Annotated in this window: 22 protein-coding genes; 13 read left to right on the top strand and 9 right to left on the bottom strand. The window is 37.7% G+C overall.

Translation table 11 applies throughout. From position 1 onward, the window contains the following. Positions 1–6: 6 nt before the first annotated feature. From aat to infA, 3 genes are all read left to right on the top strand, one after another. Positions 7–714: a leucyl/phenylalanyl-tRNA--protein transferase gene (aat, locus tag RI844_RS03690; RefSeq protein WP_348397118.1), complete on the top strand. Its 708-nt coding sequence runs from the start codon at positions 7–9 to the stop codon at positions 712–714. After that, a complete protein-coding gene (locus tag RI844_RS03685; RefSeq protein ID WP_348397117.1) occupies positions 711–1,463 on the top strand; it encodes an arginyltransferase in 753 nt (250 codons plus the stop codon). The genes aat and RI844_RS03685 overlap by 4 nt, the downstream gene beginning before the upstream one ends. Positions 1,464–1,548: 85 nt before the next feature. Beyond that, positions 1,549–1,767, top strand: a complete 219-nt coding sequence (gene infA / locus RI844_RS03680; protein WP_011043571.1) for a translation initiation factor IF-1 — start codon at positions 1,549–1,551, stop codon at positions 1,765–1,767. 229 nt (positions 1,768–1,996) lie between these two features. Here infA and RI844_RS03675 read toward each other — a convergent pair whose 3' ends face one another. Then, positions 1,997–3,175, bottom strand: a complete 1,179-nt coding sequence (locus RI844_RS03675) for a multidrug effflux MFS transporter (protein WP_348397116.1) — start codon at positions 3,173–3,175, stop codon at positions 1,997–1,999. 187 nt (positions 3,176–3,362) lie between these two features. Between RI844_RS03675 and RI844_RS03670 the strand changes: the two genes are divergently transcribed. Further along, positions 3,363–4,472, top strand: a complete 1,110-nt coding sequence (locus RI844_RS03670; RefSeq protein ID WP_348397115.1) for an arginase family protein — start codon at positions 3,363–3,365, stop codon at positions 4,470–4,472. Positions 4,473–4,535: 63 nt separating this feature from the next. Here RI844_RS03670 and clpA read toward each other — a convergent pair whose 3' ends face one another. Both clpA and clpS read right to left on the bottom strand, forming a co-directional pair. Beyond that, entirely contained in the window at positions 4,536–6,800 is a 2,265-nt protein-coding gene (clpA, locus tag RI844_RS03665) for an ATP-dependent Clp protease ATP-binding subunit ClpA (protein WP_348397114.1), read from the bottom strand. An 85-nt stretch (positions 6,801–6,885) separates the two neighbouring features. Next, positions 6,886–7,206, bottom strand: a complete 321-nt coding sequence (gene clpS / locus RI844_RS03660; RefSeq protein WP_348397113.1) for an ATP-dependent Clp protease adapter ClpS — start codon at positions 7,204–7,206, stop codon at positions 6,886–6,888. 246 nt (positions 7,207–7,452) lie between these two features. Between clpS and cspD the strand changes: the two genes are divergently transcribed. Further along, positions 7,453–7,665, top strand: coding sequence for a cold shock domain-containing protein CspD (cspD, locus tag RI844_RS03655; RefSeq protein WP_348389433.1), 213 nt, complete (start codon positions 7,453–7,455; stop codon positions 7,663–7,665). A 186-nt stretch (positions 7,666–7,851) separates the two neighbouring features. Here cspD and RI844_RS03650 read toward each other — a convergent pair whose 3' ends face one another. Then, on the bottom strand, positions 7,852–10,080 hold the full coding sequence (locus tag RI844_RS03650) for an NADP-dependent isocitrate dehydrogenase (protein ID WP_348397112.1): 2,229 nt from the start codon (positions 10,078–10,080) through the stop codon (positions 7,852–7,854). Between the two features lie 324 nt (positions 10,081–10,404). Between RI844_RS03650 and RI844_RS03645 the strand changes: the two genes are divergently transcribed. The 7 genes from RI844_RS03645 (at position 10,405) to RI844_RS03615 (ending at position 16,519) form a co-directional block, all read left to right on the top strand. Beyond that, the gene (locus tag RI844_RS03645; RefSeq protein WP_405054473.1) at positions 10,405–10,995 is read left to right on the top strand and encodes a pseudouridine synthase; all 591 of its coding nucleotides are present in this window, start codon (positions 10,405–10,407) and stop codon (positions 10,993–10,995) included. Positions 10,996–11,019: 24 nt separating this feature from the next. Next, complete coding sequence (locus RI844_RS03640) at positions 11,020–11,475, top strand: NUDIX hydrolase (protein WP_348397111.1); 456 nt, start codon at positions 11,020–11,022, stop codon at positions 11,473–11,475. Positions 11,476–11,553: 78 nt separating this feature from the next. Next, entirely contained in the window at positions 11,554–12,699 is a 1,146-nt protein-coding gene (mnmA, locus tag RI844_RS03635) for a tRNA 2-thiouridine(34) synthase MnmA (protein ID WP_348397110.1), read from the top strand. A gap of 31 nt (positions 12,700–12,730) precedes the next feature. Continuing rightward, positions 12,731–13,351: a high frequency lysogenization protein HflD gene (gene hflD, locus RI844_RS03630; RefSeq protein WP_348397109.1), complete on the top strand. Its 621-nt coding sequence runs from the start codon at positions 12,731–12,733 to the stop codon at positions 13,349–13,351. 21 nt (positions 13,352–13,372) lie between these two features. After that, on the top strand, positions 13,373–14,740 hold the full coding sequence (gene purB / locus RI844_RS03625) for an adenylosuccinate lyase (protein WP_348397108.1): 1,368 nt from the start codon (positions 13,373–13,375) through the stop codon (positions 14,738–14,740). Positions 14,741–14,843: 103 nt separating this feature from the next. Then, positions 14,844–15,992, top strand: a complete 1,149-nt coding sequence (locus RI844_RS03620; RefSeq protein ID WP_348397107.1) for a cupin domain-containing protein — start codon at positions 14,844–14,846, stop codon at positions 15,990–15,992. Positions 15,993–16,045: 53 nt separating this feature from the next. After that, a complete protein-coding gene (locus RI844_RS03615) occupies positions 16,046–16,519 on the top strand; it encodes a GNAT family N-acetyltransferase (RefSeq protein WP_348397106.1) in 474 nt (157 codons plus the stop codon). A 56-nt stretch (positions 16,520–16,575) separates the two neighbouring features. Here the strand turns inward: RI844_RS03615 and RI844_RS03610 are convergent, their stop codons facing one another. Further along, positions 16,576–16,986: a DUF4826 family protein gene (locus RI844_RS03610; RefSeq protein WP_348397105.1), complete on the bottom strand. Its 411-nt coding sequence runs from the start codon at positions 16,984–16,986 to the stop codon at positions 16,576–16,578. A 240-nt stretch (positions 16,987–17,226) separates the two neighbouring features. Between RI844_RS03610 and RI844_RS03605 the strand changes: the two genes are divergently transcribed. Next, positions 17,227–18,270: a Leu/Phe/Val dehydrogenase gene (locus RI844_RS03605; RefSeq protein ID WP_348397104.1), complete on the top strand. Its 1,044-nt coding sequence runs from the start codon at positions 17,227–17,229 to the stop codon at positions 18,268–18,270. Between the two features lie 63 nt (positions 18,271–18,333). Here the strand turns inward: RI844_RS03605 and ydiJ are convergent, their stop codons facing one another. The 4 genes from ydiJ to ppsA all read right to left on the bottom strand — a co-directional run bounded on the left by ydiJ (position 18,334) and on the right by ppsA (position 25,352). Next, positions 18,334–21,384: a D-2-hydroxyglutarate dehydrogenase YdiJ gene (gene ydiJ, locus RI844_RS03600; RefSeq protein ID WP_348397103.1), complete on the bottom strand. Its 3,051-nt coding sequence runs from the start codon at positions 21,382–21,384 to the stop codon at positions 18,334–18,336. A gap of 94 nt (positions 21,385–21,478) precedes the next feature. Beyond that, entirely contained in the window at positions 21,479–21,904 is a 426-nt protein-coding gene (locus RI844_RS03595) for a DUF3224 domain-containing protein (protein ID WP_348397102.1), read from the bottom strand. 50 nt (positions 21,905–21,954) lie between these two features. Continuing rightward, a complete protein-coding gene (locus RI844_RS03590; protein WP_348397101.1) occupies positions 21,955–22,743 on the bottom strand; it encodes a PhzF family phenazine biosynthesis protein in 789 nt (262 codons plus the stop codon). 236 nt (positions 22,744–22,979) lie between these two features. Then, complete coding sequence (gene ppsA, locus RI844_RS03585; protein WP_348397100.1) at positions 22,980–25,352, bottom strand: phosphoenolpyruvate synthase; 2,373 nt, start codon at positions 25,350–25,352, stop codon at positions 22,980–22,982. Positions 25,353–25,450 lie beyond the last annotated feature (98 nt).

Raw genomic sequence — 25,450 nt, 5'->3', positions numbered from 1 at the left:
AATACTATGAGCCAGTTTCTTTACACGTTAGATGATAAAGAGCTGGCCTTTCCCCCACACCAATTTGCCCTTAACGATCCTAACGGATTAATTGCCATGGGCGGTGACTTATCTCCACAGCGATTAATTCAAGCCTACACGAATGGCATCTTCCCCTGGTTTAATGATGGCGATCCGTTGTTATGGTGGTCTCCCAACCCAAGAGCAGTACTAAAAGTTGCAGATTTAAAAATCAACCGCAGTTTAAAAAAATTTATCAATAAGTCTCCTTACAAAATCACAGTAAATAACTGTTTTAACCAAGTCATTGATATATGTGCAGACGCTCCTTTTAGAAGCGACGACACCTGGATCCTTCCAGACATGATTAATGCTTATAAAGTATTGCACCAGCAGGGTTTTGCTCATTCAATAGAGGTGTGGAAAAACGAAGAATTGGTTGGCGGATTGTATGGGGTAGCCATAAACGGTTTTTTTAGTGGTGAGTCAATGTTTTATACACAAACAAATGCTTCTAAAATTGCGCTTGTTTCACTCATTAATTTGCTAAACTTAATAGGGGTACAGTTTATTGATTGTCAAATTCAAAACCCATTTTTAGAAAGTATGGGCGCGATTGAAATAACTAGAGATGAGTTTCTGCAATTAAAAAGCAATGAATTAAACCGCCCTGTTGAAAATAGATTTTGGCAACAAAGAGAGCTAAGCGAGTGAACGAACCTAAAAAATATTTTCAGTTTGGCTTAACCAAAACATTTCCATGCAATTATTTAATGACCGAAAAAGAGCGCTTAATTGTTGTAACAAATGTTGAAGAGTTAAACAGTGAAAACTATGAACGCCTACTATTAGCTGGTTTTCGTCGTAGTGGTGAACAAGTGTATCGCCCCCATTGTGAACATTGTAAAAGTTGTGAATCTATTCGTTTACCCGTTAATGATTTTTCCCCTTCTAAGAGCCAAAAGCGCATTAATTCAATGAATAAAGATTTAACTGTACGAGTAGTTAGCTCCCCCCGTCCAGAGTATTTTAATCTGTATCAGCGCTACATTGATAATGTGCATAAAGATGGCGCTATGTATCCGGCTAACTTCGAACAATACGAAAACTTTATTTTTAGTTCACGAGTAGATCAACTATTTTTAGAGTTGTACTTAGCAGAAGAACTCGTTTCTGTCGCCGTATGTGACAATTTACCTTCCGCCCTATCCGCGTTGTACACATTTTTTGATCCAGATTTATCTAAACGTTCATTAGGTAAATTTTCCATATTAAAACAAATAGAATTAAGCAAAAAAATGCATAAAGAATTTCTCTATTTGGGCTATCAAATTGATCAATGCGCGAAAATGAACTACAAAAATCAATACTTCCCACACGAACGTCTCCAAGATGATAAATGGCAACGCACAGCAAACAAGCAATCGCTAGATTCAAATTTGCAAAAACATCCAAAAAAATAGTGGTTTATCTTTACAATCACTCCACTTTTCGGCATTATCTCGGCAGCAAAATTTTATAGTACAATTTATAGAGGTTTAACGCCCAATGGCGAAAGAAGAAAATATTGAAATGCAGGGTACGGTATTAGATACACTACCTAATACTATGTTCCGTGTTGAATTAGAAAACGGTCACGTTGTTACAGCACACATCTCTGGCAAAATGCGTAAAAACTACATTCGTATTTTAACTGGCGATAAGGTTACTGTTGAATTAACGCCTTACGACTTATCAAAAGGTCGCATTATTTTCCGCGCCAGATAATAGTTACTTTAAAGGTGATCGGTTATCATTAACCGATTATCTTATGAAACATATAAGAATTTAAAAGCCCTGCTAAGTTTAGCAGGGCTTTTTTTTGATAGCGCGCGAATAAATTCACGCCAACCAGAATTTCTATACCAGTGGTTGGTCCGAATTTATTCGGACGTCATTCACGAAGCGAAACTTATCCCAAGTCAAATAATTTGTCTAAGTTTGTACTGTTTAAACATTAAACCAGAACTGTCTGCCTACCTTTTTTAGAGAACCAAATATACATCAAGGGAGCAAACATCAACATAAGTAATGAAATTTGTTCACTGATACTAATTGGTAGCATTTGAACTACACCCGCTAACAACGCTGCACCACTCATTTGTAAAAAACCAAGTAACGCAGAGGCCGTTCCAGCTTTATCACCAAATGCTGCTAATGCTTGTCCTGCACATGTTCCCATTACCAGAGAAAATCCAATTGAACTCAACATTACTGGAAACATAAAAGCGATAGGTGTATGTAAAGGTTGTAAAACTAACATTAACAAACCACCACTAAATAATGTTATCAATCCTATACTAATAGTTCTGGCAGCTCCTTTTCGAATTAATATTTTAGGTGCGGTAACGCAAGCAATTATATTAATTACCGCATTAAGACTAAACCAAAATACAAATTCATTTTGGTTTAATTTAAGCTCAACCATTAACCACGCAGGAGAACTACTTACATAGGCAAGAATTACTCCCATAGCAATCATTACGACAACACCATGAAATAAAAACACCTTGTTGGTAATGACACTTTTATAACGGGATATTTTAAATGGGTTGATTAAACGTCTTTGTTCAACAGTCGTTTGATTCGTTTCTGTTAAATAATATGCTACTAGAAACCCTGCAACAACAGCGTATAAAATTAAAAACACAAAGTTACTTTGCCAGTTAAATGTTTGAGTCAACCAACTCCCTAAAATCGGTGCTAACGCTGGTATGCAGCAAATCAAGCCATTTAAATAGCTATACATGATGCCACTTTGAATGGCATCAAACTTGTCTCTGACCACCGAAAATGCAGCAACGGCAACAGCACATGTCCCAAAACCTTGCAGCAATCGCGATATAAGATGTAATTCAATAGATGCAGCATAAACAGTTAATAATGAGGATAAAGCATATATAACGATACCTACGAGTGCTATCGGTTTACGGCCATATTTATCGGTTAATGGGCCAGTAAATAATTGCCCTATTCCCATGCTTAACATGAATATTGAAATGCTCCATTGCATGGTCGGTAATGAAACAGAAAAATTATCTGCCATCAGCGGTAATGCAGGTAAAAAGATATCAATAGCTAGTGGACTGAATATAACCATTAACATTAATACTGGTAGCATTTTAAGTTTTTGCATGAAATAACCTGAAGATAAAAATATGCTTTATTATATAGTAAAAGCTTCTCGTAATTCATTAATTACAATAGTTAACAAGCAGGTTATGTGAACATTATTTGAATAATAAGCGTTGATAAAATGAGCTATGGATGAATTAAATTTCAGATAGCCTAATATTAATGAATATTAAATCACGGAGTTCATTATGAATAAATTACAAGATAATTTACTAACAACGGTCAAAGCATGTTTATGTCCTCCCGGCGACGGTGTTTATACGGTAAATACGGCAAAAGAGCGCAAGCAACAACTCCAACAAAGCATTTACCCTGGTACTGAGCAAGTTAACTCAGCCTGGAAACAATCCCTTGCAAGTTTACCGAATAGCGATAATGCAGTTATGCTTGGCATAGCTTCTGATTGTGGCGGCGGCATTTTAAGAGGTGCAAACTGGGGGCCACTATTTTTACGAGCTACGTTGCACGAAAAGGCCAAAGAGCTTAGTTACTTTGATATTGGCGATGTCAGAGTCAACCCACACTTATTACACGACAAATACTTGAATCAAGCCACTATCAGTAATTGTCGTAATGCCTTTTATCAAGATGATACGGCCAAATACCCGGTCAGTCCTTTATCTATCACTGAACTGGTCGCTGATGTCTTTTATGCTGCCTACCCCCAAAAAGGCTTATTTGGTATTGGCGGCGATCACTCTATAAGTTATCCATTAACAAAAGCGTACCTTAAAGCGAAACAACAACAAGGCAAAAAGGTGGCCATTATTCATTTTGATGCGCACACCGATTTATTAGTAGAGCGTCTTGGTATTGATTTGTGTTTTGGCTCTTGGTGCACTCATATTTTGAAATACTTGCACAGTCCTTCACATTTAATTCAAATAGGTATTCGCTCTAGTGGTAAACCAAAATCACATTGGGAGAATGAATTTGGTGTTACCCAGCATTGGGCTAATGAAGTACAAGAACTTGGCGTTGAACATATTATTAACACAATATTACTGCAATTGGATGAGGAGGAAATTGATGAGCTTTATGTGAGTTTTGACATAGATGCCATTGATTCGAGTTTTGTTTCAGCTACTGGCACGCCAGAGCCTGACGGGCTGACACCAAGTGAAGCTATGAATGTCTTAAAAGCATTATCAGCCAAGTATCCAATAACTGGCGCCGATATGATGGAAATAGCCCCGTTTACCGATACAAGCGGTGAAGGTATTAAAAGCTCACAACAAACATTAGCGGTTGCCGCAGAGCTATCTGAATTTTTATTAACTAAAATATCAAACAACTAGCTAAAGAAGGTTAATAGACCAACCAATGGTCGGTCTAAATTTATTCGGACGATAATTTAACTATTAATGTGAAACAAGTTCTTTTTTAGGTTCTACAGTGATATCCAGACTGTCTGATTTTTTGTTTACACCGACTTTAGCAACACCACCTTGCATTAAATCACCAAACAGAAGTTCATTTGCCAACGGCTTTTTCAACTTCTCTTGAATGAGTCTAGCCATAGGCCGAGCCCCCATTGATTTATCGTAACCATGATTGGCCAACCATGTTCTCGCCTCTTTTGACATTTCTAAAGAAACACCTTTGCCATCTAGTTGTACTTGTAATTCAACAATAAATTTGTCAACAACCTGCTCCACCACTTCATTTTCTAAATGGTTAAACCAAATTATTGAGTCAAGTCGATTTCTAAATTCAGGCGAAAAAACTCGGTTAATTTCACTCATCGCATCGTGACTATGGTCTTGCTGCTTAAAACCAATAGATTGACGTTGTGTTTCTTGTACACCAGCATTAGTTGTTAACACTAAAACAACATTTCTAAAATCAGCTTTACGACCATTATTATCAGTTAAAGTACCGTGGTCCATTACTTGCAACAAAATATTGTAAATATCAGAATGAGCCTTTTCAATTTCATCAAGTAAAACCACAGAATGAGGGTGTTTTATTACTGAATCAGTTAATAAACCACCCTGCTCAAAACCAACATAACCAGGAGGTGCACCAATTAAACGACTAACCGCATGTTTTTCCATGTATTCAGACATATCAAAGCGTAATAGCTCAACGCCTAGTTGTTTGGCCAATTGCTGCGTTACCTCAGTTTTACCAACCCCAGTAGGGCCTGAGAATAAAAATGAACCGATTGGCTTTTCATCAGCGCCAAGTCCTGCTCTACTTAGTCTGATCACCGAGGTTAAGCCATCAATAGCTTCGTCTTGGCCAAATACCACCATTTTTAAATTACGGTCAATGTTCATCAAGTTATCTTTTTCAGTTGATGAAACCGACTTTTCAGGGATCCGCGCTATACTGGCAACAATCGCTTCAATATCACCGATGTTTATCACTTTTTTACGTTTTTTTACTTCTACAAGCTGCTGCTTTGCACCGGCTTCATCAATAACATCTATGGCCTTGTCTGGTAAGAACCTGTCATTAATGTATTTTGCAGAAAGCTCTGCTGCCGCTCTTAATGCTTTGTTTGAATACTTAACGCTATGATGTTGTTCATATTTATCTTTTAAGCCCATGAGAATCTTAGTCGTTTCATCGATGCTAGGCTCATGAATATCAATTTTTTGGAAACGACGAGCCAAAGCACGGTCTTTTTCAAAAATAGTTTTAAATTCTTGGAATGTGGTTGAGCCCATACAGCGCAACTTACCAGATGATAATAACGGTTTGATTAGATTAGACGCGTCCATCATGCCACCAGATGCAGCTCCTGCGCCAATAATGGTATGGATTTCATCTATAAATAAAATGGCGTGTTTATCTTTTTGTAATTCTTTTAATAATGCTTTAAAACGTTTCTCAAAATCACCTCGATACTTAGTACCGGCAAGTAATGCGCCCATATCTAATGAATAGATGGTTGCGTCAGCCAATACGTCAGGCGCTTTGTTTTCAACAATTAATTTAGCTAACCCTTCAGCTATTGCCGTTTTACCAACACCTGCCTCACCAACAAACAAGGGGTTATTTTTCCGGCGACGACTTAATACCTGAACAGCCCGGTTTAGTTCATTTGCTCGACCGATCATCGGATCAATTTCACCTTTAGCGGCCAATACATTTAAATTATCAGCATAGGCATCAAGGTTCTTAGAATCATCTTCAGCGGTTACCGGTTGCTCTAGACTTGGATTAATTTCTTCAGGTTGTAGATTCTTAGCAATACCGTGCGAAATATAATTCACAATATCTAGACGAGTAATATCCGATTTTTTCAGGAAATATGCCGCTTGTGATTCTTGTTCACTGAAAATCGCGACCAATACATTGGCGCCATTAACTTCGGTTTTACCAGAAGATTGCACATGAAATACTGCACGTTGTAAAACACGTTGAAACCCTAATGTAGGTTGTGTCTCTCTGTCTTCATCACCATGTGGAATTACCGGGGTGGTTTCACCAATAAAGTTTAGAATTTCCATTTTTAACTTGTTGATGTCACCACCACAAGCATTTATAGCATCAACCGCTTCCGGGTTTTCTAATAGTGCTAACAACAAATGCTCTACCGTCATAAATTCATGGCGAGAATCTTTCGCCTGACGAAAAGCTAAATTTAACGAGATTTCCAAATCTTTATTCAACATAGGCACACTCCTGACACTCTATACTTCTAAACTAGTACTAACACGGGAAAAAACCAATATATTTTTAAAACTATTTTTGTCTTCGCTATACCTTTTCCATGGTACACATTAACGGATGTTGATGTTCACGAGCATATCGACACACCAAATCAACTTTTGTTTCAGCAACTTCAGCACTGAAAATACCGCAACTTGCTTTACCTTTATAATGGATTGTCAGCATGATGTCAGTTGCCTGATCACTATTCATGCCAAAAAACTTACTTAATATTTCAACAACAAAATCCATTGGGGTGTAATCATCATTTAATAAAATCACCCGATACATGGATGGACGCTTAAATTTTTCTTTTTCAACTTCAAGCGTTTTAAGATCGCCCTCGATCTCTTCTCTCGTCTTACCCATACTCAAATAATAGCCTTATCTTTACGATCTGTAGAACTCTTTTTGTAAAAAAAATGCAAAAATAACCAACGATTTAACTTGACTATTCTACAAAATTATCTAAATTTTTATAAGTGACTAATTTTTAGACACAAATTGTTCGTATTTATTGCAAAGAATGAAAAACGAAGTGTGAATTAATATTTAATCATGCTTAGGCCAGTAAATATAACAAAATACCGATTCATAAAGAAGGAAGTTAGAAATATGGCAAACGGTACAGTGAAATGGTTTAACAACGCCAAAGGTTTTGGTTTTATATGTCCTGAAGAAGGTGGTGAAGATATATTTGCTCACTACTCAACAATTGTTATGGATGGATACCGAACGTTAAAGGCCGGTCAACACGTTGATTACGAGCTAAATCAGGGTCCCAAGGGTCACCATGCAGCAAGTATAAAACCGACAGACTGCGAATAACACATAAAGATGTGTAAAACAAAAAAACACCCGTAGGTGTTTTTTTTTGTGTCTGTAAAATATAAATGCAAACAACGTCCGAATAAATTCGGACCAACCAAATTATTGAAAACCTGGTTGGCGTGAATGAATGCTTCGCATAGAAATCTATTTATACGATTTGTATTCGCGCGTTAAAAAAGCGAACTAAAGTGCGCTTAACGCCGCATTTAATGTTGCACTTGGACGCATTGCTTTTGCAGCTAATTCAACATTAGCTTGGAAGTAACCGCCAATATTGTTTTCAACACCTTGAGCTGAATTTAGTTCATCTACAATTTTAGCTTCGTTTTCAGTTAACGTTGCAGCAAGAGCTGTAAACTTGGCTTTAAGGGCAGCATCAGTATCTTGTGCAGCTAATTCTTGTGCCCAGTACAAAGCAAGGTAGAAGTGAGAACCACGGTTATCAATTTGACCTACACGACGTGCTGGAGATTTGTTTTCTGCTAAGAATGTGGCTGTAGCTGAATCCAAAGTATCTGCAAGAACTTGCGCTTGAGGGTTATTAGCAAAATTACTAACGTGTTCTAAAGAAGCCGCTAGTGCTAAAAATTCACCTAATGAATCCCAACGTAAATAGTTTTCTTTTTCAAACTGTTGAACATGCTTAGGCGCAGAGCCACCAGCACCAGTTTCAAATAAACCACCGCCGTTCATTAATGGCACGATTGAAAGCATTTTAGCTGACGTACCTAATTCTAAAATTGGGAATAAATCAGTCAAGTAATCACGTAACACATTACCTGTAACAGATATGGTATCTAAACCATCTTTAGCACGTTGAAGTGTTACTTTAGTTGCGTCAATTGGCGCTAAAATTTGAATATCTAAACCCGTTGTATCGTGCTGTGGTAAATAAGCATTAACTTTTTTAATCATTTCAGCGTCGTGTGCACGGTTTTCATCTAACCAGAAAATCGCTGGTGTATTTGATAAACGAGAACGGTTTACAGCAAGCTTAACCCAATCTTGAATTGGTAAATCTTTCGCTTGAGACATACGGAAGATATCGCCAGATTCAACATTTTGTTCCATAAGAACAGTACCAGATGCATCGATAACTTTAACGACACCATCAGCTGCCATTTGGAATGTTTTATCGTGAGAACCGTACTCTTCAGCTTTTTGCGCCATTAAACCAACGTTAGGTACAGTACCCATAGTTGTTACGTCAAATGCGCCATTTTCTTTACAGAAAGCAATTGTTTCAGAATATAACGTTGCATAACAACGATCAGGAATTACAGCTTTAGTATCTTGCTCTTCACCAGCAGTGTTCCACATTTTACCACCGCCACGGATCATTGCAGGCATAGAAGCATCAATGATCACATCTGAAGGTACGTGTAAATTAGTAATGCCTTTATCTGAATCAACCATAGCCATAGCTGGAGCATCAACATAAACAGCATCTATATCAGCTTTGATTTCAGCTTGTAATGATTCATCTAAAGAACCAATTTTTGCGTAAACATCACCAATACCATTATTAACATCAACACCAAGGTTTGCAAATACTGCAGCGTGCTTATCGAAAACAGCTTTGTAAAATACTGATACACATTGACCAAAAATGATTGGGTCAGAAACTTTCATCATCGTTGCTTTCATGTGTAAAGAGAATAAAACACCCTGTGCTTTAGCATCAGCAATTTGCTCAGCTAAAAATGCTTGTAATGCTTTTGAATTCATTACCGATGAATCAATGATCTCACCAGCTAATAGAGGCGTAGAAGCTTTTAATACATTAACTGAACCGTCAGTAGCTGTGAATTCAATTTTAACATCAGTTGCATCAGAAATAGTTACTGATTGCTCGCTACCATAGAAGTCACCGCCACTCATGTGTGAAACGTGAGACTTTGAATCTTTTGCCCAAGCACCCATACGGTGAGGGTTATTTTTAGCAAATTGCTTAACAGAACCTGGCGCACGACGATCAGAGTTACCTTCTCGTAATACAGGGTTAACCGCTGAACCTAATACTTTGGCGTATGCCGCTTTTATTGCTTTCTCTTTATCATTTTTAGGATCTTCAGGAAACTCAGGTAAGGCATAACCTTTAGCTTGCAGTTCTTTGATCGCAGCTTGTAATTGTGGAATTGAAGCACTGATGTTAGGTAACTTAATAATATTAGCTTCAGGTGTTTTAGCTAAAGCGCCTAACTCGGCAAGTGCATCGCCAATACGTTGCTCTTCAGGTAAAAACTCTGCTAAGTTTGCAATAATACGACCTGCTAAAGAGATATCTTTAGTGATCATTTCTATACCAGCAGGAGCAGTAAAAGCTTCAACAATTGGTAAAAATGAATGAGTTGCTAATGCAGGTGCTTCATCTGTAATGGTATAAATGATTTTTGAGTTATCAGTTGTCATTTCGATTCCTATAGTATGCTTACCACTTAACTGTGGTGTAAGTCTTATTGTTTCGTTGTTGTATTATTAAAATAAATTAAAAAATAACAACGAACACGAGGGTATTTCTGATCGGGCGGTAGTATATCAGCATGTAATTGATTAAAATAGTCGACTACAGGGTATATACCATTCATGTAATTTATACTTGGTATTTATTTAATAACTACCAAATTTTTAAAATCCAGATGCATTGATAATGAGAGTATGTAATTGTCTAATTTAGTTGATAAAAGTGGTCAAAACCGACATGGAACGAAAACCAAACAACACCGACAAAAGCCTCTGGGTTTGGCTAGTAAAGCTTATAGAAAAATAAAGCCGGACAAACCTGATACAGGCCCAACAAAAGTACTGATTTTCAATAAGCCCTTTGATGTTCTGACTCAATTTACCGATGACCAAAAACGCAAAACATTAAAAGATTTTATCGATGTACCGCATGTGTATGCAGCTGGTAGGTTAGATAAGGATTCTGAAGGTTTATTGGTGTTAACCAACGATGGTAAATTACAACATCAACTCGCTAATCCAAAAAACAATAAAAGCAAGGTTTACTGGGTACAAGTTGAAGGTGAACCTAGTTTTGAGGCGATTAAGTCTTTAATATCAGGGGTGAAACTAAAAGATGGGCTTACTAAACCAGCTAAAGTTAAAGTAATTGATGAACCTAAGGTTTGGCAACGAATACCGCCGATCAGAGAGCGTAAAAATATCCCGACAACTTGGCTAGAAATTATCATTAGTGAAGGCAAAAATAGACAGGTTCGCCGGATGACCGCTCATATTGGTCACCCTACTTTACGATTAATACGCTACTCTATTGGTAAATATACATTAAGTGATTTACAACCTGGTGAATACCGAATCCTTTAATCACATTGTCTTAAAAGAGCTACTATGACTGATCAATTTAAGCCCAATACTACAGTTGCCGGGATCATCTTCCATAAGAATAAGTTTCTAATCGTAGAAGAAGTCGATGAAGGAAACATTGTTTACAATCAACCAGCAGGTCATGTTGAAGCCGGAGAAAATTTAATCGAAGCGTTTAAACGTGAAGTTAAAGAAGAAACAGGCTTACATGTTACACCAGATCATATTAGTGGTATTTATTATCACTACCGAGAAGATTTAAATTTACATTTCTTACGATTTTGTTTTGTTGTAGAGCTTGATGAGTTCGCACAGACAACTCCTCAAGACCCTGAGATTTTGCAAGCGTTATGGTTAACAAAAGAACAATTGCTTGCTAAAGGCGACCAAATAAGAAGTCCTTTAGTTATCGAGTGTTTGAATGATCACTTAAATGGTAATCACTACCCTCTAGAAATACTAAAAACAAATATATATTAGACGCAATATATACTGTTAGATTTAACTATACGTGCTACAATTTGCGCCATTTTTACACCTACTTGGAATTTAAAGTCTTTGAGTACTGAGAAAACTGGGCAACATATCGTGCAAAACACTGCAAATAAAGATATTAAAGTGATCGTCGGCATGTCTGGCGGCGTTGATTCATCTGTTTCGGCTTACTTGTTATTAGAACAAGGTTATCAGGTTGAAGGCCTGTTTATGAAAAACTGGGAAGAAGATGATGATGATGAATATTGTGCGGCAGCCGATGACCTTAAAGACGCTCAACAAGTGTGTGAAAAACTTGGTATTGAATTACATACTATAAACTTCGCCGCAGAATATTGGGATAATGTTTTTGAGTACTTCTTAGAAGAATACAAAGCCGGCCGCACACCTAATCCAGATATCATGTGTAATAAAGAAATTAAATTTAAAGCATTTCTTGAGTTTGCCTGTGAAGACTTAGGCGCAGATTACATTGCTACCGGCCATTATGTACAACGTAGAACTGATGCTAGCGGCAAATTTGAAATGCTGCGCGGTTTAGATAGTAATAAAGACCAAAGTTACTTTTTATATACACTAAGCCATAAGCAAGTTGGTCAAACTTTATTCCCCGTTGGTCATATTGAAAAACCAGAAGTTCGTGCCATTGCCGAGCGTGAGGGTTTAATTACTCACAATAAAAAAGATTCTACCGGTATTTGTTTTATCGGCGAGCGAAAATTTAAAGACTTTTTGGGCAAGTTTTTACCTGCGCAGCCTGGAGTAATTGAAACTGCTGAGGGCGTGGAAGTTGGTAAACACGAAGGTTTGATGTATCACACCCTTGGTCAACGTAAAGGTTTACACATTGGCGGCTTAAAAGACGCAGGTGAAGAGCCATGGTATGTCGTTGATAAAGACATGCAACGCAATGTGTTAATTGTCGGCCAAGGTAACAAACACCCTCGTCTGTTTTCGAAAGGTTTAATTGCATCACAATTACATTGGGTATCGCGCCTCGATTTAGAAATAAATCAACAAATGCAATGCACGGTTAAAACACGCTATAGACAAGATGATGTAGTTTGTACCATTACTCGTTTAGACGATGATAATCATCAAGTGATTTTTGCTGAGCAACAAAGTTCAGTCACACCTGGACAGTCAGTGGTATTTTATCAAAATGAAATTTGTTTAGGTGGCGGTATTATCGACACCCTGATCAGATAATAAAGCTAGATAGAAAAGAATTAAAGCCATTATGAGCATTAAAGATCAAACATTAACCTTTGCCGGAATTTGCCAAGTAGCGATGATGGTACAAGGTATTGCTCGCAAAAATCATTGCGATGACGAATTATTTAACGTAATGATGCGTAGCATTGTGAACACCAACCCGGCAAATTGTTTAAACGTATATGACGATAAGCTTGCTAACATCAGTGATGGATTAATGATGATAGTTGCACAGTTGGGTGACAAAAATCCGAAAAAAGATCCTGAAATCACCCGTTACATCGTTAGTCTGTTAAATTTAGAGCGACGATTACAAAACAAGCCAAAAGTAATGGCTGAACTAGGCTCTCGTATCGACCAATGTATTCGTCAGCTTGATCACTTTGAGCTTAACAGTGAGCATATGCGCAATTCACTGGCCAGTATTTATACCGATGTAATTAGCCCTTTAGGTGCAAAAATTCAAATTGCCGGAGATCCAAACATTTTAAAACAAGTTGGCAATCAACATCGCATCAGAGCGTTATTACTTGCAGGTATTAGAGCCACAGTTTTATGGCGACAAATGGGCGGTAAACGCAGAACAATTTTATTTAGACGTGGTACTTTTGTTAGCACGGCACAACAACTACTTAAACAAATTTAAATTAAAAACTTAGGAAAATTTATGGAACTTTCAAGCATTAGTGCAATTTCACCAGTAGATGGTCGTTATGGCAGTAAAGTAAAAGCCTTACGCCCAATCTTTAGTGAGTTTGGTCTGATCAAATACCGTGTAACTGTAGAAGTTCGTTGGTTACAAAAATTAGCGGCAACAGCTGAAATTGCGGAAGTACCGGCATTTTCAAGTGATGCTAATGCCGTATTAGACGCGATTGTATCTGAATTTTCAGAAGCTGATGCAGCCCGTGTGAAAGCAATTGAAGCAACAACAAACCATGATGTTAAAGCTGTAGAGTACTTATTAAAAGAAAAAGTAGCCGCTTACCCTGAACTTGAAGCGGTTTCTGAGTTTATCCATTTTGCCTGCACCTCTGAAGACATCAATAACTTATCACACGCATTGATGCTGACTGACTGTCGTGAAACTGTGCTTTTACCAGTTATGGATGAGATTTTAGCTGAGATTAAAAATTTAGCGCTAGAATATCAATCAATGCCAATGATGTGTCGTACTCACGGCCAACCTGCTAGCCCAAGTACTATGGGTAAAGAAATGGCTAACGTTTATGTTCGTTTGAAGCGTCAACGTGATCAAATTGCCAACGTTGAAATGTTAGGTAAAATTAACGGCGCTGTTGGTAACTACAATGCTCACATATCTGCTTACCCTGAAGTTAACTGGCATGAGTTTTCAGAAACGTTTGTTACGTCTTTGGGTGTAACTTGGAATGCATTCACTACTCAAATTGAACCGCATGATTACATTGCTGAATTATTTGATGCAGTAGCTCGTTTCAATACAATACTAATCGACTTTGATCGTGATGTTTGGGGTTACATTGCATTAGGTCACTTTAAGCAAAAAACTATTGCTGGTGAAATTGGCTCTTCAACAATGCCACACAAAGTTAACCCTATTGATTTTGAAAATTCAGAAGGTAACCTAGGCATTGCTAATGCAATTTTAAACCACTTGGCGCAGAAACTTCCAGTATCTCGCTGGCAGCGTGATTTAACTGACTCTACAGTTCTTCGTAACTTAGGTGTTGGTTTTGCACACTCACTAATTTCATACCAGTCAACGTTAAAAGGTATTAGTAAATTAGAAGTAAACGAGCAAGCATTATTAGACGAGTTGGACAAAAACTGGGAAGTTTTAGCTGAACCAATTCAAACAGTTATGCGTCGTTACGGCATTGAAAAGCCTTACGAAAAACTTAAAGAATTAACTCGTGGTAAACGAGTTGACGCCGACTCTATGCGTGCTTTCATAGATACTTTAGCTATGCCAGAAAGTGCAAAAGATGAATTAAAAGCAATGACCCCGGCCAGCTACATTGGGCGTGCTATTGAGTTTATTAACGAAATTTAATGTTTCATTAATCAAACTGTTTTGAAAGGCGCGTTAGCGCCTTTTATTTTGTTCACACTTAACTAAACTTGAATCAAACTAACACTTTTAAATAAGAACCAACATGATAATAGATTTTAAAGATTTAACTCCCGAAACTTTTTTAGCAGAATATTGGCAAAAAAAACCGTTAATCATCAAAGGAGCTTTTGCTAATTTTGAAGATCCAATAGAAGCCAATGAGTTAGCCGGTTTAGCCATGGAGGATTTCATTGAATCTAGGATCATTAGTAACATAAATGCTAACTGGGATGTTAAACATGGTCCATTTGATGATTTTAGTAGCTTTGGCGAAAAAAACTGGACACTGTTAGTACAAGCGACTAACCATTGGTCAAGTGGTGTAAATGCCCTAATTGAGCCATTTAAATTCATTCCAAACTGGCGTATTGATGATGTAATGGTAAGTTTTTCAACACCTGGCGGCGGCGTAGGTCCGCATTTAGATCAATACGATGTATTTATTATACAAGGTGAGGGAAAAAGACGCTGGCAAGTTGGCAAGCCAGACTCAACACTGGAAAACCTAACACCTCATGAAGACTTAAAACAAGTATCGATGTTCAGTGCAGTAATAGATGAAATAACAGAACCAGGCGATTTACTTTATATTCCGCCAAATCATCCACACGACGGCGTTGCGTTAGATAATTCAATTAATTACTCAGTTGGTTTTCAAGCGCCAAGTGCACAAGAGCTAATTTCTGCATTTGCTGATTATCAATTAGATAATCATTTATTTGAACAAAGGTTTGATGACAGCAAAAGAGTGGTAACAGAAACACCTGAAGAGATGCATGAAGCTGACTTTGAACTTTTGAATTCAGTAATGAATTCAGCGTTTAAAAATGAAACTGTTATGCAAGACTTTTTAGGTAAGTACTTAACAAGTGTGCATCACACCTTAAATTTATTAGTGCCAGTCGAACCTTTATCAATAGAGTTAATAAAAGAAATTTTAGCTGATGGTGAAGAGCTTTATCCAGTGCTAGGTTTAAAATGCATTTTGGTAAACCAACCGAAAATCAAAATCTTATTTATTAATGGTGAAAACTACCCTGTAGATACTGACACCCTGGAGTTGGCAAAATTGTTAGCTAGCAAAAAACCTCTTACGAAAGATTTACTAGAAAGTTCAATGGATTGTTTGAAAAACCAGCAGTTGTTAACTAAAGTTATTAATAAGGGGCTCTGGTGTTTTGAGTGTAACTAAGATTTATTCTTGTTAAATTAAGTTGCTTTACTTAATTTTTAAGAACGTTGTAGGTGTCTATTGTTGTGGTGTATCAAGTAAATGTTGTCGATTGGAAACAAGCAAAACAACAATTAAAATCAGTACGAGAAAAGGTGTTTGTTTATGAAATGCGGATACCTTATAACGTAGAATTTGATCGTCATGACAGAAAAGCTTATCACGTTTTAGTCATTGAACAAGGAAGCGAAGAGCCTATTGCAACAGGGCGGATCACTAGCCATGGTGAAATCTCTAGAGTTTGTGTCGTCATGTCAAAACGCAAATCACCAGTGGGCAAAGAAGTCATCGATGCCCTTCTCAACATAGCTAGAAACAACAACCTTTCAGAAGTATATATTAATAGCTCACTAGACGCGGTGGGCTATTTTGCACGCCATGGTTTTGAAACCGTAGGTTCAGTATTTATGGAAGCTGGCATGCCAAGGCAGCGCATGACGTGTTCATTAGGACAAATAAACTTTAAACGATTTTACTTGTCCCATTAGTTTGCTAATTTAATGGATAGCCAGCACAATTGGGCAATTCATTAAGTTGAGATAAATTAACCTTCAGCCCATAATTCATCTTTTTCACATAATTGATACAACCCTTCTGCCTTACCAATAAGTAATTTAGCAAAATTGAGCTGAGTTTCATCGGTAGCATTATTTTCGATATTTTGAGCTTGTAATTGCCACTTCAATGAAAAGTTACGTAAGGCTTCGCGCACATTTTCAGCTGCAGATGTAGGAATATGATCACAAGGCAAGTCACCACTTATTACCCAAACTGACTCTTTGTCTAATGTGTTAAGTTTCCATACGGCAACTACAGGTATTAAATAACGGCTATCTTTTGGTGCTACATTTTCAGTCACTAAACCTTTTTCTGCTAGGTATTTAGTTGCTTTTTGGTATTGTTCTTTAACCCAAGCGGTTTGTTGTTCTTCGGTTAAGTTTATTTGCTCTGACATATTACTTCTCATCAAAATAGGTTGAATCAATACTCGCTGAAAAACCACCTAATGACAAGCACAAATTATGGAAATAATTATCAATTAACTGTAACTAATTCTTAACAACCACGAGTAGTTTTATATTCATAAACTACTAGCCCTGAGACCGTTTAAAGTGCTATGTTGCGTCCACTATAATTACATAAAAAATTGGTTGTTATAATATTATTAACAACGGGTTAAATTCTGGAGAAAACTGTGTCCTATTTTGATTTAGTCGATTTTGATCACCACGAGCAAGTTGTTTATTGTTCAGACGAACAATCTGGTTTAAAAGCAATAATTGCAATACATAATACGAACTTAGGCCCAGCTGCCGGTGGTTGTCGTTTTTGGGATTATTCAAACGATGCAGATGCATTAAAAGACGTGTTACGTTTATCAAAAGGTATGACCTATAAAAATGCCATGGCAGGCTTAAAACTAGGCGGTGGTAAAGCTGTAATTATCGGCAACCCTAAAAAACTTAAATCAACAGAATTATTAAAAGCGTTTGGGCGTGCAGTAAACAATCTAAACGGTCGCTACTACACCGCTGAAGATGTGAACATTACTACGGCAGATATGGCGATAGCCCATCAAGAGACAGACTTTGTTTCTGGTCTCGAAGGAAAAAGTGGTAACCCTGGGCCTTTTACTGCTTATGGAACTCTTTTAGGCATCAAAGCAGCAGTTAAATTCAAACTTGGTAAAGACACTTTGTCAGGTGTAAAAGTTGCAGTCCAAGGCTTAGGTAGCGTAGGTTATTCTTTATGTGAACAACTAAACGCCGAAGGTGCTGAATTAATTGTTACCGATATTAATCAAGAAACCCTTGATAAAGCAGCTAATGAATTAAATGCAAGCATTGTTGGTTTAGATGACATTTATAGCCAAGACGTTGATGTTTTTGCCCCTTGTGCTTTAGGCTCAAGCATTAATGATGAGACAATAAAGCAATTAAAAGCTGTTATCGTTGCTGGGTGTGCGAATAACCAACTTGCAGAAGCACGTCATGATCAAGTCTTAAAAGATTTGGGTATTTTATACACGCCAGATTATGTAATTAATGCCGGCGGTATTATTAATGTCGCTTTAGAAATATATGAAGATGAATATTGCGCTAAAACAGCGACTAATTTAGTTGAGAATATTTATAATACCTTAATGCAAGTATTTGAAAAAGCAGCGCAAGATAACTTGCCTACAGGTGTTGTAGCGGATCAAATGGCAAGAGATATTATCGCCAACGACCATAAGTAAACGCTTAAATAATGAGGGTCAGAGTCAGGTTATTTGCTAATAACCTCACTCTGACCCTCTTTTTTACAGGTGCATTAATAATGCTTGTATCGGGTGTTTCAACTGTTTCTGTCCTAACCTTTTAACCTGACTTCTACATGAAAACCCAGTTGCTAATTGATACGCGGTATCACCAGTATCAATCGGTTGTTGCCAACTTAATTCGTATAACCCCTTAGAGTTAGCTTGATTTTGTTTTTCATGGCCATAAGTGCCAGCCATACCACAACAGCCAACACTAACTGCTGTTAACTTTAAGCCAAAATAGTCAAATATTGACTGCCAATCAGTTTCAGCAGCTGGCAATGCTGTTTTTTCAGTACAATGACTAAATAGTTGATAAATAGGCAGATACTTAGGTTCATTAGGTTGACCGTTGGTAATTATCTGCTTTAACCATTCATGGCTAAGCATTACTTCAAAATCACCACGTTTTTCAGCTAAAATTTGCTTGTACTCATCTCTATAACAGAGCACTAATGAGGCATCCATACCTAACATAGGAATGTTTAGCTGATGAATTTCATTCAACAACTCACTTGCCGTATTTGCGGCTTTGGCAAACTGGCTTAAAAACCCTTTTACATGCTGTGGCTTACCATTGGGCATAAATGGCAACAATACAGGCTTAAAACCAAGTTTATCGATAACTTCCATCATATCACTAACAAGGTTTGCTTCGTAATAAGAAGTAAATGGGTCTTGTACAACAATTACATACTGTTGCCGCTCTTCTACTGATAAACCAGTTAATTTAGCTAAATCAAATGTATCATAGGTTTGCGACTTTAACTGGGTGCTTAATGTAGGCACAGACAATAAAGGCGTGTCAACGTAGCCTAAAACATGCTTACCAAACCAACTAAATAAACGGTTATCAATTGAGAAGTTTATTAAAGATGGCAGTTTTGCCATCAATGGCGCAAGATTTTCTATTTGTCCGACAAAATGATCTTTAACCGGTCTTAAGTATCTTGAATAATAAACTTGGGCAAATTGTGCTTTAAAATCTGGCACATCAACTTTGACAGGACATTGACTAGCACAGGCTTTACAAGCCAAACAGCCACTCATAGCATCCATAACTTCATGAGAATAGTCGTAACTGCCAACTTTACTTTTCATGGTATTAAAGGTTCTTAATGCCATAGATTTTACTGACACTTGCGCAGATTCACGTTGCAACTGCTTAAAATCAACACCTTTATCTGCGAGTAAACGTAACCATTCACGCATTAACCCAGCACGCCCTTTTGGAGAATGCCTTCTATCACCGGTAATTTTACTCGATGGGCACATTGGACTCTTGCTATCAAAATTAAAGCATAAACCGTTACCATTACAGTTCATCACTGAAGGCAAAGCCTCTCTAATTTCGATTGGAATTTCGCGGTCATATGCGCCGCGCTTTTTCGCATCTACACTGACAAGTTGTTCGTTACTGTCAATAGGAGTACAAATTTTACCAGGATTCATTTTATTAAGTGGATCGAACGCTGTTTTAATCCGTCTTAATTCGGTAAATAAGTCATCACCGAAAAATTTCGGCCCATATTCACTACGGTAACCTTTGCCATGTTCGCCCCACATTAATCCGCCATATTTGGCAGTTAAAGCAACCACTTGATCAGATATCTCTCTAAGTGTTATTTCTTGTTGTGGGTCGCACATATCTAGGGCCGGCCTTACGTGAAGAACCCCTGCATCTATATGGCCAAACATACCATAATCAAGCTCATAACTATCGAGCAAGGCTCTAAACTCTAGGATAAAATCAGCTAAATTTTCTGGCGGCACAGCTGTATCTTCAGCGAATGCTAAAGGTTTTGCCTGTCCTTTCGAATTTCCTAATAATCCGACCGCTTTTTTACGCATACCGTAAAGTTTATTTATGCTGGCCAGATCATAAGTAAGTTGAAAACCGATAACACCCAGTTCTTGATTATCAATATTCGTTTGTAAAGTTTTGCTTAAGGCATTTATTTTCTGCTCGACATCAGTAAGCTCAGTTCCGGTAAATTCAACAATATTTATGCCATCCATGACTCGCTCAGGCACATCGGTAATTAAGTCACTTATTGAATGCCAAACAACATCTTGTTTGGCCAGATTAAGCACTCTTGAATCAATAGTTTCTACAGATAAAGCCTTAGCATTAACCAGTTCAGGTGAATGTCTTAACGCTGACTCAAAACTGTCGTATTTTATATTTACCAAGGCCCTAACTTTTGGAATTGGCGTAATGTTTAATTTAGCTTCAGCAACAATGGCTAAAGAGCCTTCAGAGCCGGTAATTAAACGACCTAAGTCAAATTCAGATAAATCTTCATTAAATACATTTTCAAGGTCATAGCCAGTTAAGAATCGGTTTAAACGGGGAAACTTGGCAATGATCTTGTCACGATTGTCCAAACAACTCGCATAAGCGGTTTTATAAATATCTGCAATAGGGTTGGTTTGCGCCATTAAGGTTTGCGTTTCTGCTACGCTTTTAGCTTTGGTGCTAAATTCATCACCGCTTGCCAATATACAGCGTAAGCCTAATACATGATCTGAGGTCTTACCGTATACCAATGAACCTTGACCTGAAGCATCAGTGTTAATCATGCCACCTATGGTTGCACGATTACTGGTAGATAAATCTGGCGAGAAAAAATAACCAAGCGGTTTTAAATATTCATTGAGTTGATCTTTTATTACCCCTGCTTGTACTTTTACCCAACGCTCTTCGACATTGACATCAAGAATTTTTCGCATGTGTTTAGATAAATCAACAACGATACCTGGGGTTAACGATTGTCCGTTGGTACCTGTACCACCACCCCTAGCACTAAATTTAATTTCATTAAATTCAGCTAGATTAGATAGTTGAGTGATAAGCTTGATATCTTCCACTGTTTTTGGATGTAAAACAGCTTGCGGTAATTGTTGATAAATACTGTTATCGGTAGCAACGGCAAGTCGCGAACTATAGTGACAAGAAATGTCACCAGAAAAAGTGGATTTTTTCAGGGCTTTAATATATTGCTGGTATACTGGTGCAATAACGTCTGTGATGTCTAAACGAGGTAACATAGTGCTCTATTGAACTAAGAATGTAGAGAGCACTATGATGCTAAATATTTGTTACGAAAACAAATGCTTTCTGCTTACATTTTATAGAAAATAGCTATATACCGATAACTTTCACTGAATTATCATCAAATCCTAATTCAAACTGATAGTTTGCCTGGCCATTCTCAGCTGAAGCAAAGCTGCCACTGCCATGAATACCTTTAAAATCATCGCTGCAATTTTCACTGATAATTTTAAAGTGGCTACTGGCAACTCCTTGTTCAAACACACCGTCGTGTCTTAATACTATACGCCCCTTTTTGCCGTCAATTGTCGCATTTATCACTTCAAAGCCGACAAAACACGCTGTCGATTCAGTTCTGTAGTTCATCAAATATTTAAGCGAGGAATCACCTTCAATATCACCACTATAAGTTTGCTTTATTTGGGCACAGCATTGTTTCCCACCTTCATCAAACACTAGATGACATTCTTCATTCCATTGGGTAATTTGAAAAAGACCGGTCAGATTTTTACTCATTTTAATTCTCAACTTTTAGGTGATAACACCCTTTTATAGTAAAAATTTTATTAAACGTCTATAGTGCCGCTTAAATATTTAACCGCTTTACCGCTTACTAGAACTCGTTCGTTTAAAACAGTGCACTTTAGCAAACCGCCTCTATATGATGCCTGTCGAGCCAATAGCGATGTAACGCGTAACCTTTTAGACCAGTAAGGAGCAAGGCCTGCATGGATAGAGCCTGTTACTGGATCTTCATCACCGCCATTAGCCGGCCAAAAATAGCGTGAAATAAAATCATAGCGTTTAGAGGTACTTGTAACCACTACATCTAGTGGTGCTAGCTGCTTAATCTTATCAACATTTTGCATCACGTTGATTACGTCTTCTTCATTTTCATAAACGGCAAAATAGGCTTGAGTATTTTTAAGAACTTGCGCCGGTTTAATTGATAAACCATCTAATAATAAGTCGGGAATTTCTGCAACTGGCTCAGGCATCATTAATGGAAAATTCATCGTGATGAAATCGCCTTCCTTTTCAATATTAAAATCGCCCACTGCATCGGCATGAAATACTAATGAGGATAATGATTTATTTTTGTTAAAAAGCACATAAGCGCTGGCAAGTGATGCATGGCCGCAAAAATCTATTTCAGTTAAAGGTGAAAACCAGCGAATATGATATCGCCCATCAGATAACTTAATAATAAATGCCGTTTCAGCAAGCATGTTTTCAGTTGCTATTGCTTGCATTAAATCATTGTTAAGCCATTGCTCTAACATAATAACCGCTGCAGAATTTCCTTTAAATAAGGTATCAGTAAAGGCATTTATGAATTGAATGTTGAGTTGCATTAAAATTTAATACTCCAGTAGTAGCTGTTAGGCATTTTTATTTCAGGTAAATTCCATTTGCTTAGCAGTTTGTTCAGCTAATTCAATGGAATGTAATTTACTCACCAAATGTAAAGACGATTTTTAAGCAGGAAGAAAACAGAATTTAAGCCATCCATGGAAATTCTAAGTTAATTCTTCCATGAATTAAAAAGCCGGCTATTTAGCCGGCTTCATTATTCAAGCATAAACTATGTTTATTTGTTTTGCTCTGCTAAGTATAACCAAGTATCTAATACTGAGTCAGGGTTAAGCGACACACTATCAATGCCTTGTTCTACTAACCATGCAGCAAAGTCTTTATGATCGGAAGGACCTTGACCACAAATACCTACGTATTTACCACGCGCTTTACAGGCTTTAATTGCCATAGACAATAACGCCTTGATTGCCGGGTTACGTTCGTCAAATAAATGAGCGATTAAACCAGAGTCACGGTCTAAACCAAGTGTTAACTGAGTTAAATCGTTTGAGCCAATAGAGAAACCATCAAAGTGATTTAGGAATTGGTCCGCTAATAAAGCATTTGATGGTAATTCACACATCATAATCACTTTAAGGCCATTTTCACCACGAACTAAATCGTTCTCAGCCAAAATTTCAATAACCTGCTCAGCCTCACCTAAGGTTCGCACGAATGGGATCATTACTTCAACGTTTGTTAAGCCCATGTCATTACGAACACGTTTTATTGCGTCACATTCCATGGCAAAACATTCACGGAAGTCTTCAGAAATATAACGAGAAGCACCGCGGTAACCTATCATTGGATTTTCTTCTTCAGGCTCGTATATATCGCCACCCACTAAGTTTGCATATTCGTTTGATTTAAAATCAGACATACGAACGATTACGCGCTCAGGGTTGAAAGCCGCAGCTAACGTAGAAATACCTTCGGTAAGTTTAGTTACGTAAAATTCACGTGGTGATTCATAACCGGCGATAATATCTTTAATCTCGGCTTGTAAATCGGCAGACTCATTATCAAAATTTAATAGTGCTTTTGGATGTACACCGATCATTTTATTGATAACAAACTCAACACGAGCTAAACCAATGCCCGCGTGAGGTAAGCGAGCAAAAGAGAATGCTCTATCTGGGTTACCAACGTTCATCATCACTTTTAGTGGAATGTCTGGCATGTTATCAATTTCAGAAGTCGTTACTGAATATTCTAGCTGGCCTTCATAGATATAGCCGGTATCGCCTTCAGCACAAGAAACAGTAACGTCACTACCATTAGCGATTTTGCTAGTAGCGTCTCCACAACCAACAACAGCGGGAATGCCCATTTCACGAGCGATGATTGCTGCATGACAAGTACGGCCACCACGGTTTGTTACAATCGCTGATGCACGTTTCATGATAGGTTCCCAATCAGGGTCCGTCATATCTGTAACTAATACGTCACCTACCTGTACTTTATCCATTTCTTCAATAGAGTTAAGTATTCGTACCACACCTTTACCGATTTTTTGACCGATAGAGCGACCTTCACAAATCACTTTTGATTTATCCTGAAGTTGGAATTGTTCAAGCACGTTTGCACATTCTCGACTCTTAACCGTTTCAGGGCGCGCTTGTACGATATAAAGTTTACCATCTAAACCATCTTTCGCCCATTCGATATCCATCGGATGACCGTAGTGCTTCTCGATGATCACTGCTTGTTTCGCTAACTCTTCAATTTCGCTATCGTTAATTGAAAAAGTGTTTGATTGTGCTTCTTCAATGTTAACGATTTCAACCTGTTTACCGTGCTCTTGCGTATCAGCATAAATCATTTTTATTGCTTTTGAGCCTATATTACGACGTACGACAGCAGGTTTATTGTTTGCTAATGTTGGTTTATGAACATAAAACTCATCAGGGTTAACCGCACCTTGAACAACCATTTCACCTAAACCAAAACTAGAAGTGATAAATACCACATCTTCAAAACCAGACTCGGTATCAATTGAGAACATCACCCCAGATGATGCTATATCAGAGCGAACCATGCGCTGAATACCAGCAGATAAGGCTACGCCACGGTGATCATAACCAGAATGAACACGGTACGAAATAGCACGGTCATTAAATAGAGATGCGAATACGTGTTTGATTGCCACCATAACAGCGTCTAAACCACGTACATTTAAGAATGTTTCTTGTTGACCTGCAAATGATGCATCAGGCATGTCTTCGGCGGTAGCTGAAGAACGAACAGCAAATGATGCTTCGCTTGAGAACTCACCTGCTAATTGTGCGTAAGCTTGTTCAATATCTTTTTGCATTGCAGGAAGAAAAGGAGTGTCGATAATCCATTGACGGATTTTCGCGCCACAATCAGTTAACGCTTGGATGTCTTCAACATCTAGGTTATCTAATTCAGCATAAATTTTGTCGTTAACGCCTGATTGTTCTAAAAAGTCGTTAAATGCAAAGGCAGTTGTCGCAAAACCACCCGGTACTTGAACCCCAACATTTGAAAGGTTACTTATCATTTCACCAAGGGATGCATTTTTACCGCCTACGCGCTCTACATCACCCATACCTAGATCTTGATACCAAAGTACATTCTCTTGCACGTGTTTCTCCTAACAAGAATATTCAAATTGTAATAAACGGTTATAATAACCAGCAAAAATCGTCGACATTCTACACTGCATAAGGCTAAACTAAAACC

Source organism: Thalassotalea fonticola, from assembly GCF_032911225.1.
GTDB classification, from domain to species: domain Bacteria; phylum Pseudomonadota; class Gammaproteobacteria; order Enterobacterales; family Alteromonadaceae; genus Thalassotalea_A; species Thalassotalea_A fonticola.
This window is presented reverse-complemented; position numbering and strand designations above follow the sequence as displayed.

Excerpts from the sequence above, each read along its gene's own strand:
- RI844_RS03675 (WP_348397116.1), bottom strand. The coding sequence starts at position 3,175 with ATGCAAAAACTTAAAATGCTACCAGTATTAATGTTAATGGTTATATTC.
- ydiJ (WP_348397103.1), bottom strand. The coding sequence starts at position 21,384 with ATGTTACCTCGTTTAGACATCACAGACGTTATTGCACCAGTATACCAG.
- RI844_RS03670 (WP_348397115.1), top strand. The coding sequence starts at position 3,363 with ATGAATAAATTACAAGATAATTTACTAACAACGGTCAAAGCATGTTTA.
- RI844_RS03610 (WP_348397105.1), bottom strand. The coding sequence starts at position 16,986 with ATGTCAGAGCAAATAAACTTAACCGAAGAACAACAAACCGCTTGGGTT.
- RI844_RS03590 (WP_348397101.1), bottom strand. The coding sequence starts at position 22,743 with ATGCAACTCAACATTCAATTCATAAATGCCTTTACTGATACCTTATTT.
- RI844_RS03620 (WP_348397107.1), top strand. The coding sequence starts at position 14,844 with ATGATAATAGATTTTAAAGATTTAACTCCCGAAACTTTTTTAGCAGAA.
- RI844_RS03650 (WP_348397112.1), bottom strand. The coding sequence starts at position 10,080 with ATGACAACTGATAACTCAAAAATCATTTATACCATTACAGATGAAGCA.
- hflD (WP_348397109.1), top strand. The coding sequence starts at position 12,731 with ATGAGCATTAAAGATCAAACATTAACCTTTGCCGGAATTTGCCAAGTA.
- clpA (WP_348397114.1), bottom strand. The coding sequence starts at position 6,800 with ATGTTGAATAAAGATTTGGAAATCTCGTTAAATTTAGCTTTTCGTCAG.
- RI844_RS03640 (WP_348397111.1), top strand. The coding sequence starts at position 11,020 with ATGACTGATCAATTTAAGCCCAATACTACAGTTGCCGGGATCATCTTC.
- purB (WP_348397108.1), top strand. The coding sequence starts at position 13,373 with ATGGAACTTTCAAGCATTAGTGCAATTTCACCAGTAGATGGTCGTTAT.
- cspD (WP_348389433.1), top strand. The coding sequence starts at position 7,453 with ATGGCAAACGGTACAGTGAAATGGTTTAACAACGCCAAAGGTTTTGGT.
- aat (WP_348397118.1), top strand. The coding sequence starts at position 7 with ATGAGCCAGTTTCTTTACACGTTAGATGATAAAGAGCTGGCCTTTCCC.
- clpS (WP_348397113.1), bottom strand. The coding sequence starts at position 7,206 with ATGGGTAAGACGAGAGAAGAGATCGAGGGCGATCTTAAAACGCTTGAA.
- infA (WP_011043571.1), top strand. The coding sequence starts at position 1,549 with ATGGCGAAAGAAGAAAATATTGAAATGCAGGGTACGGTATTAGATACA.
- RI844_RS03595 (WP_348397102.1), bottom strand. The coding sequence starts at position 21,904 with ATGAGTAAAAATCTGACCGGTCTTTTTCAAATTACCCAATGGAATGAA.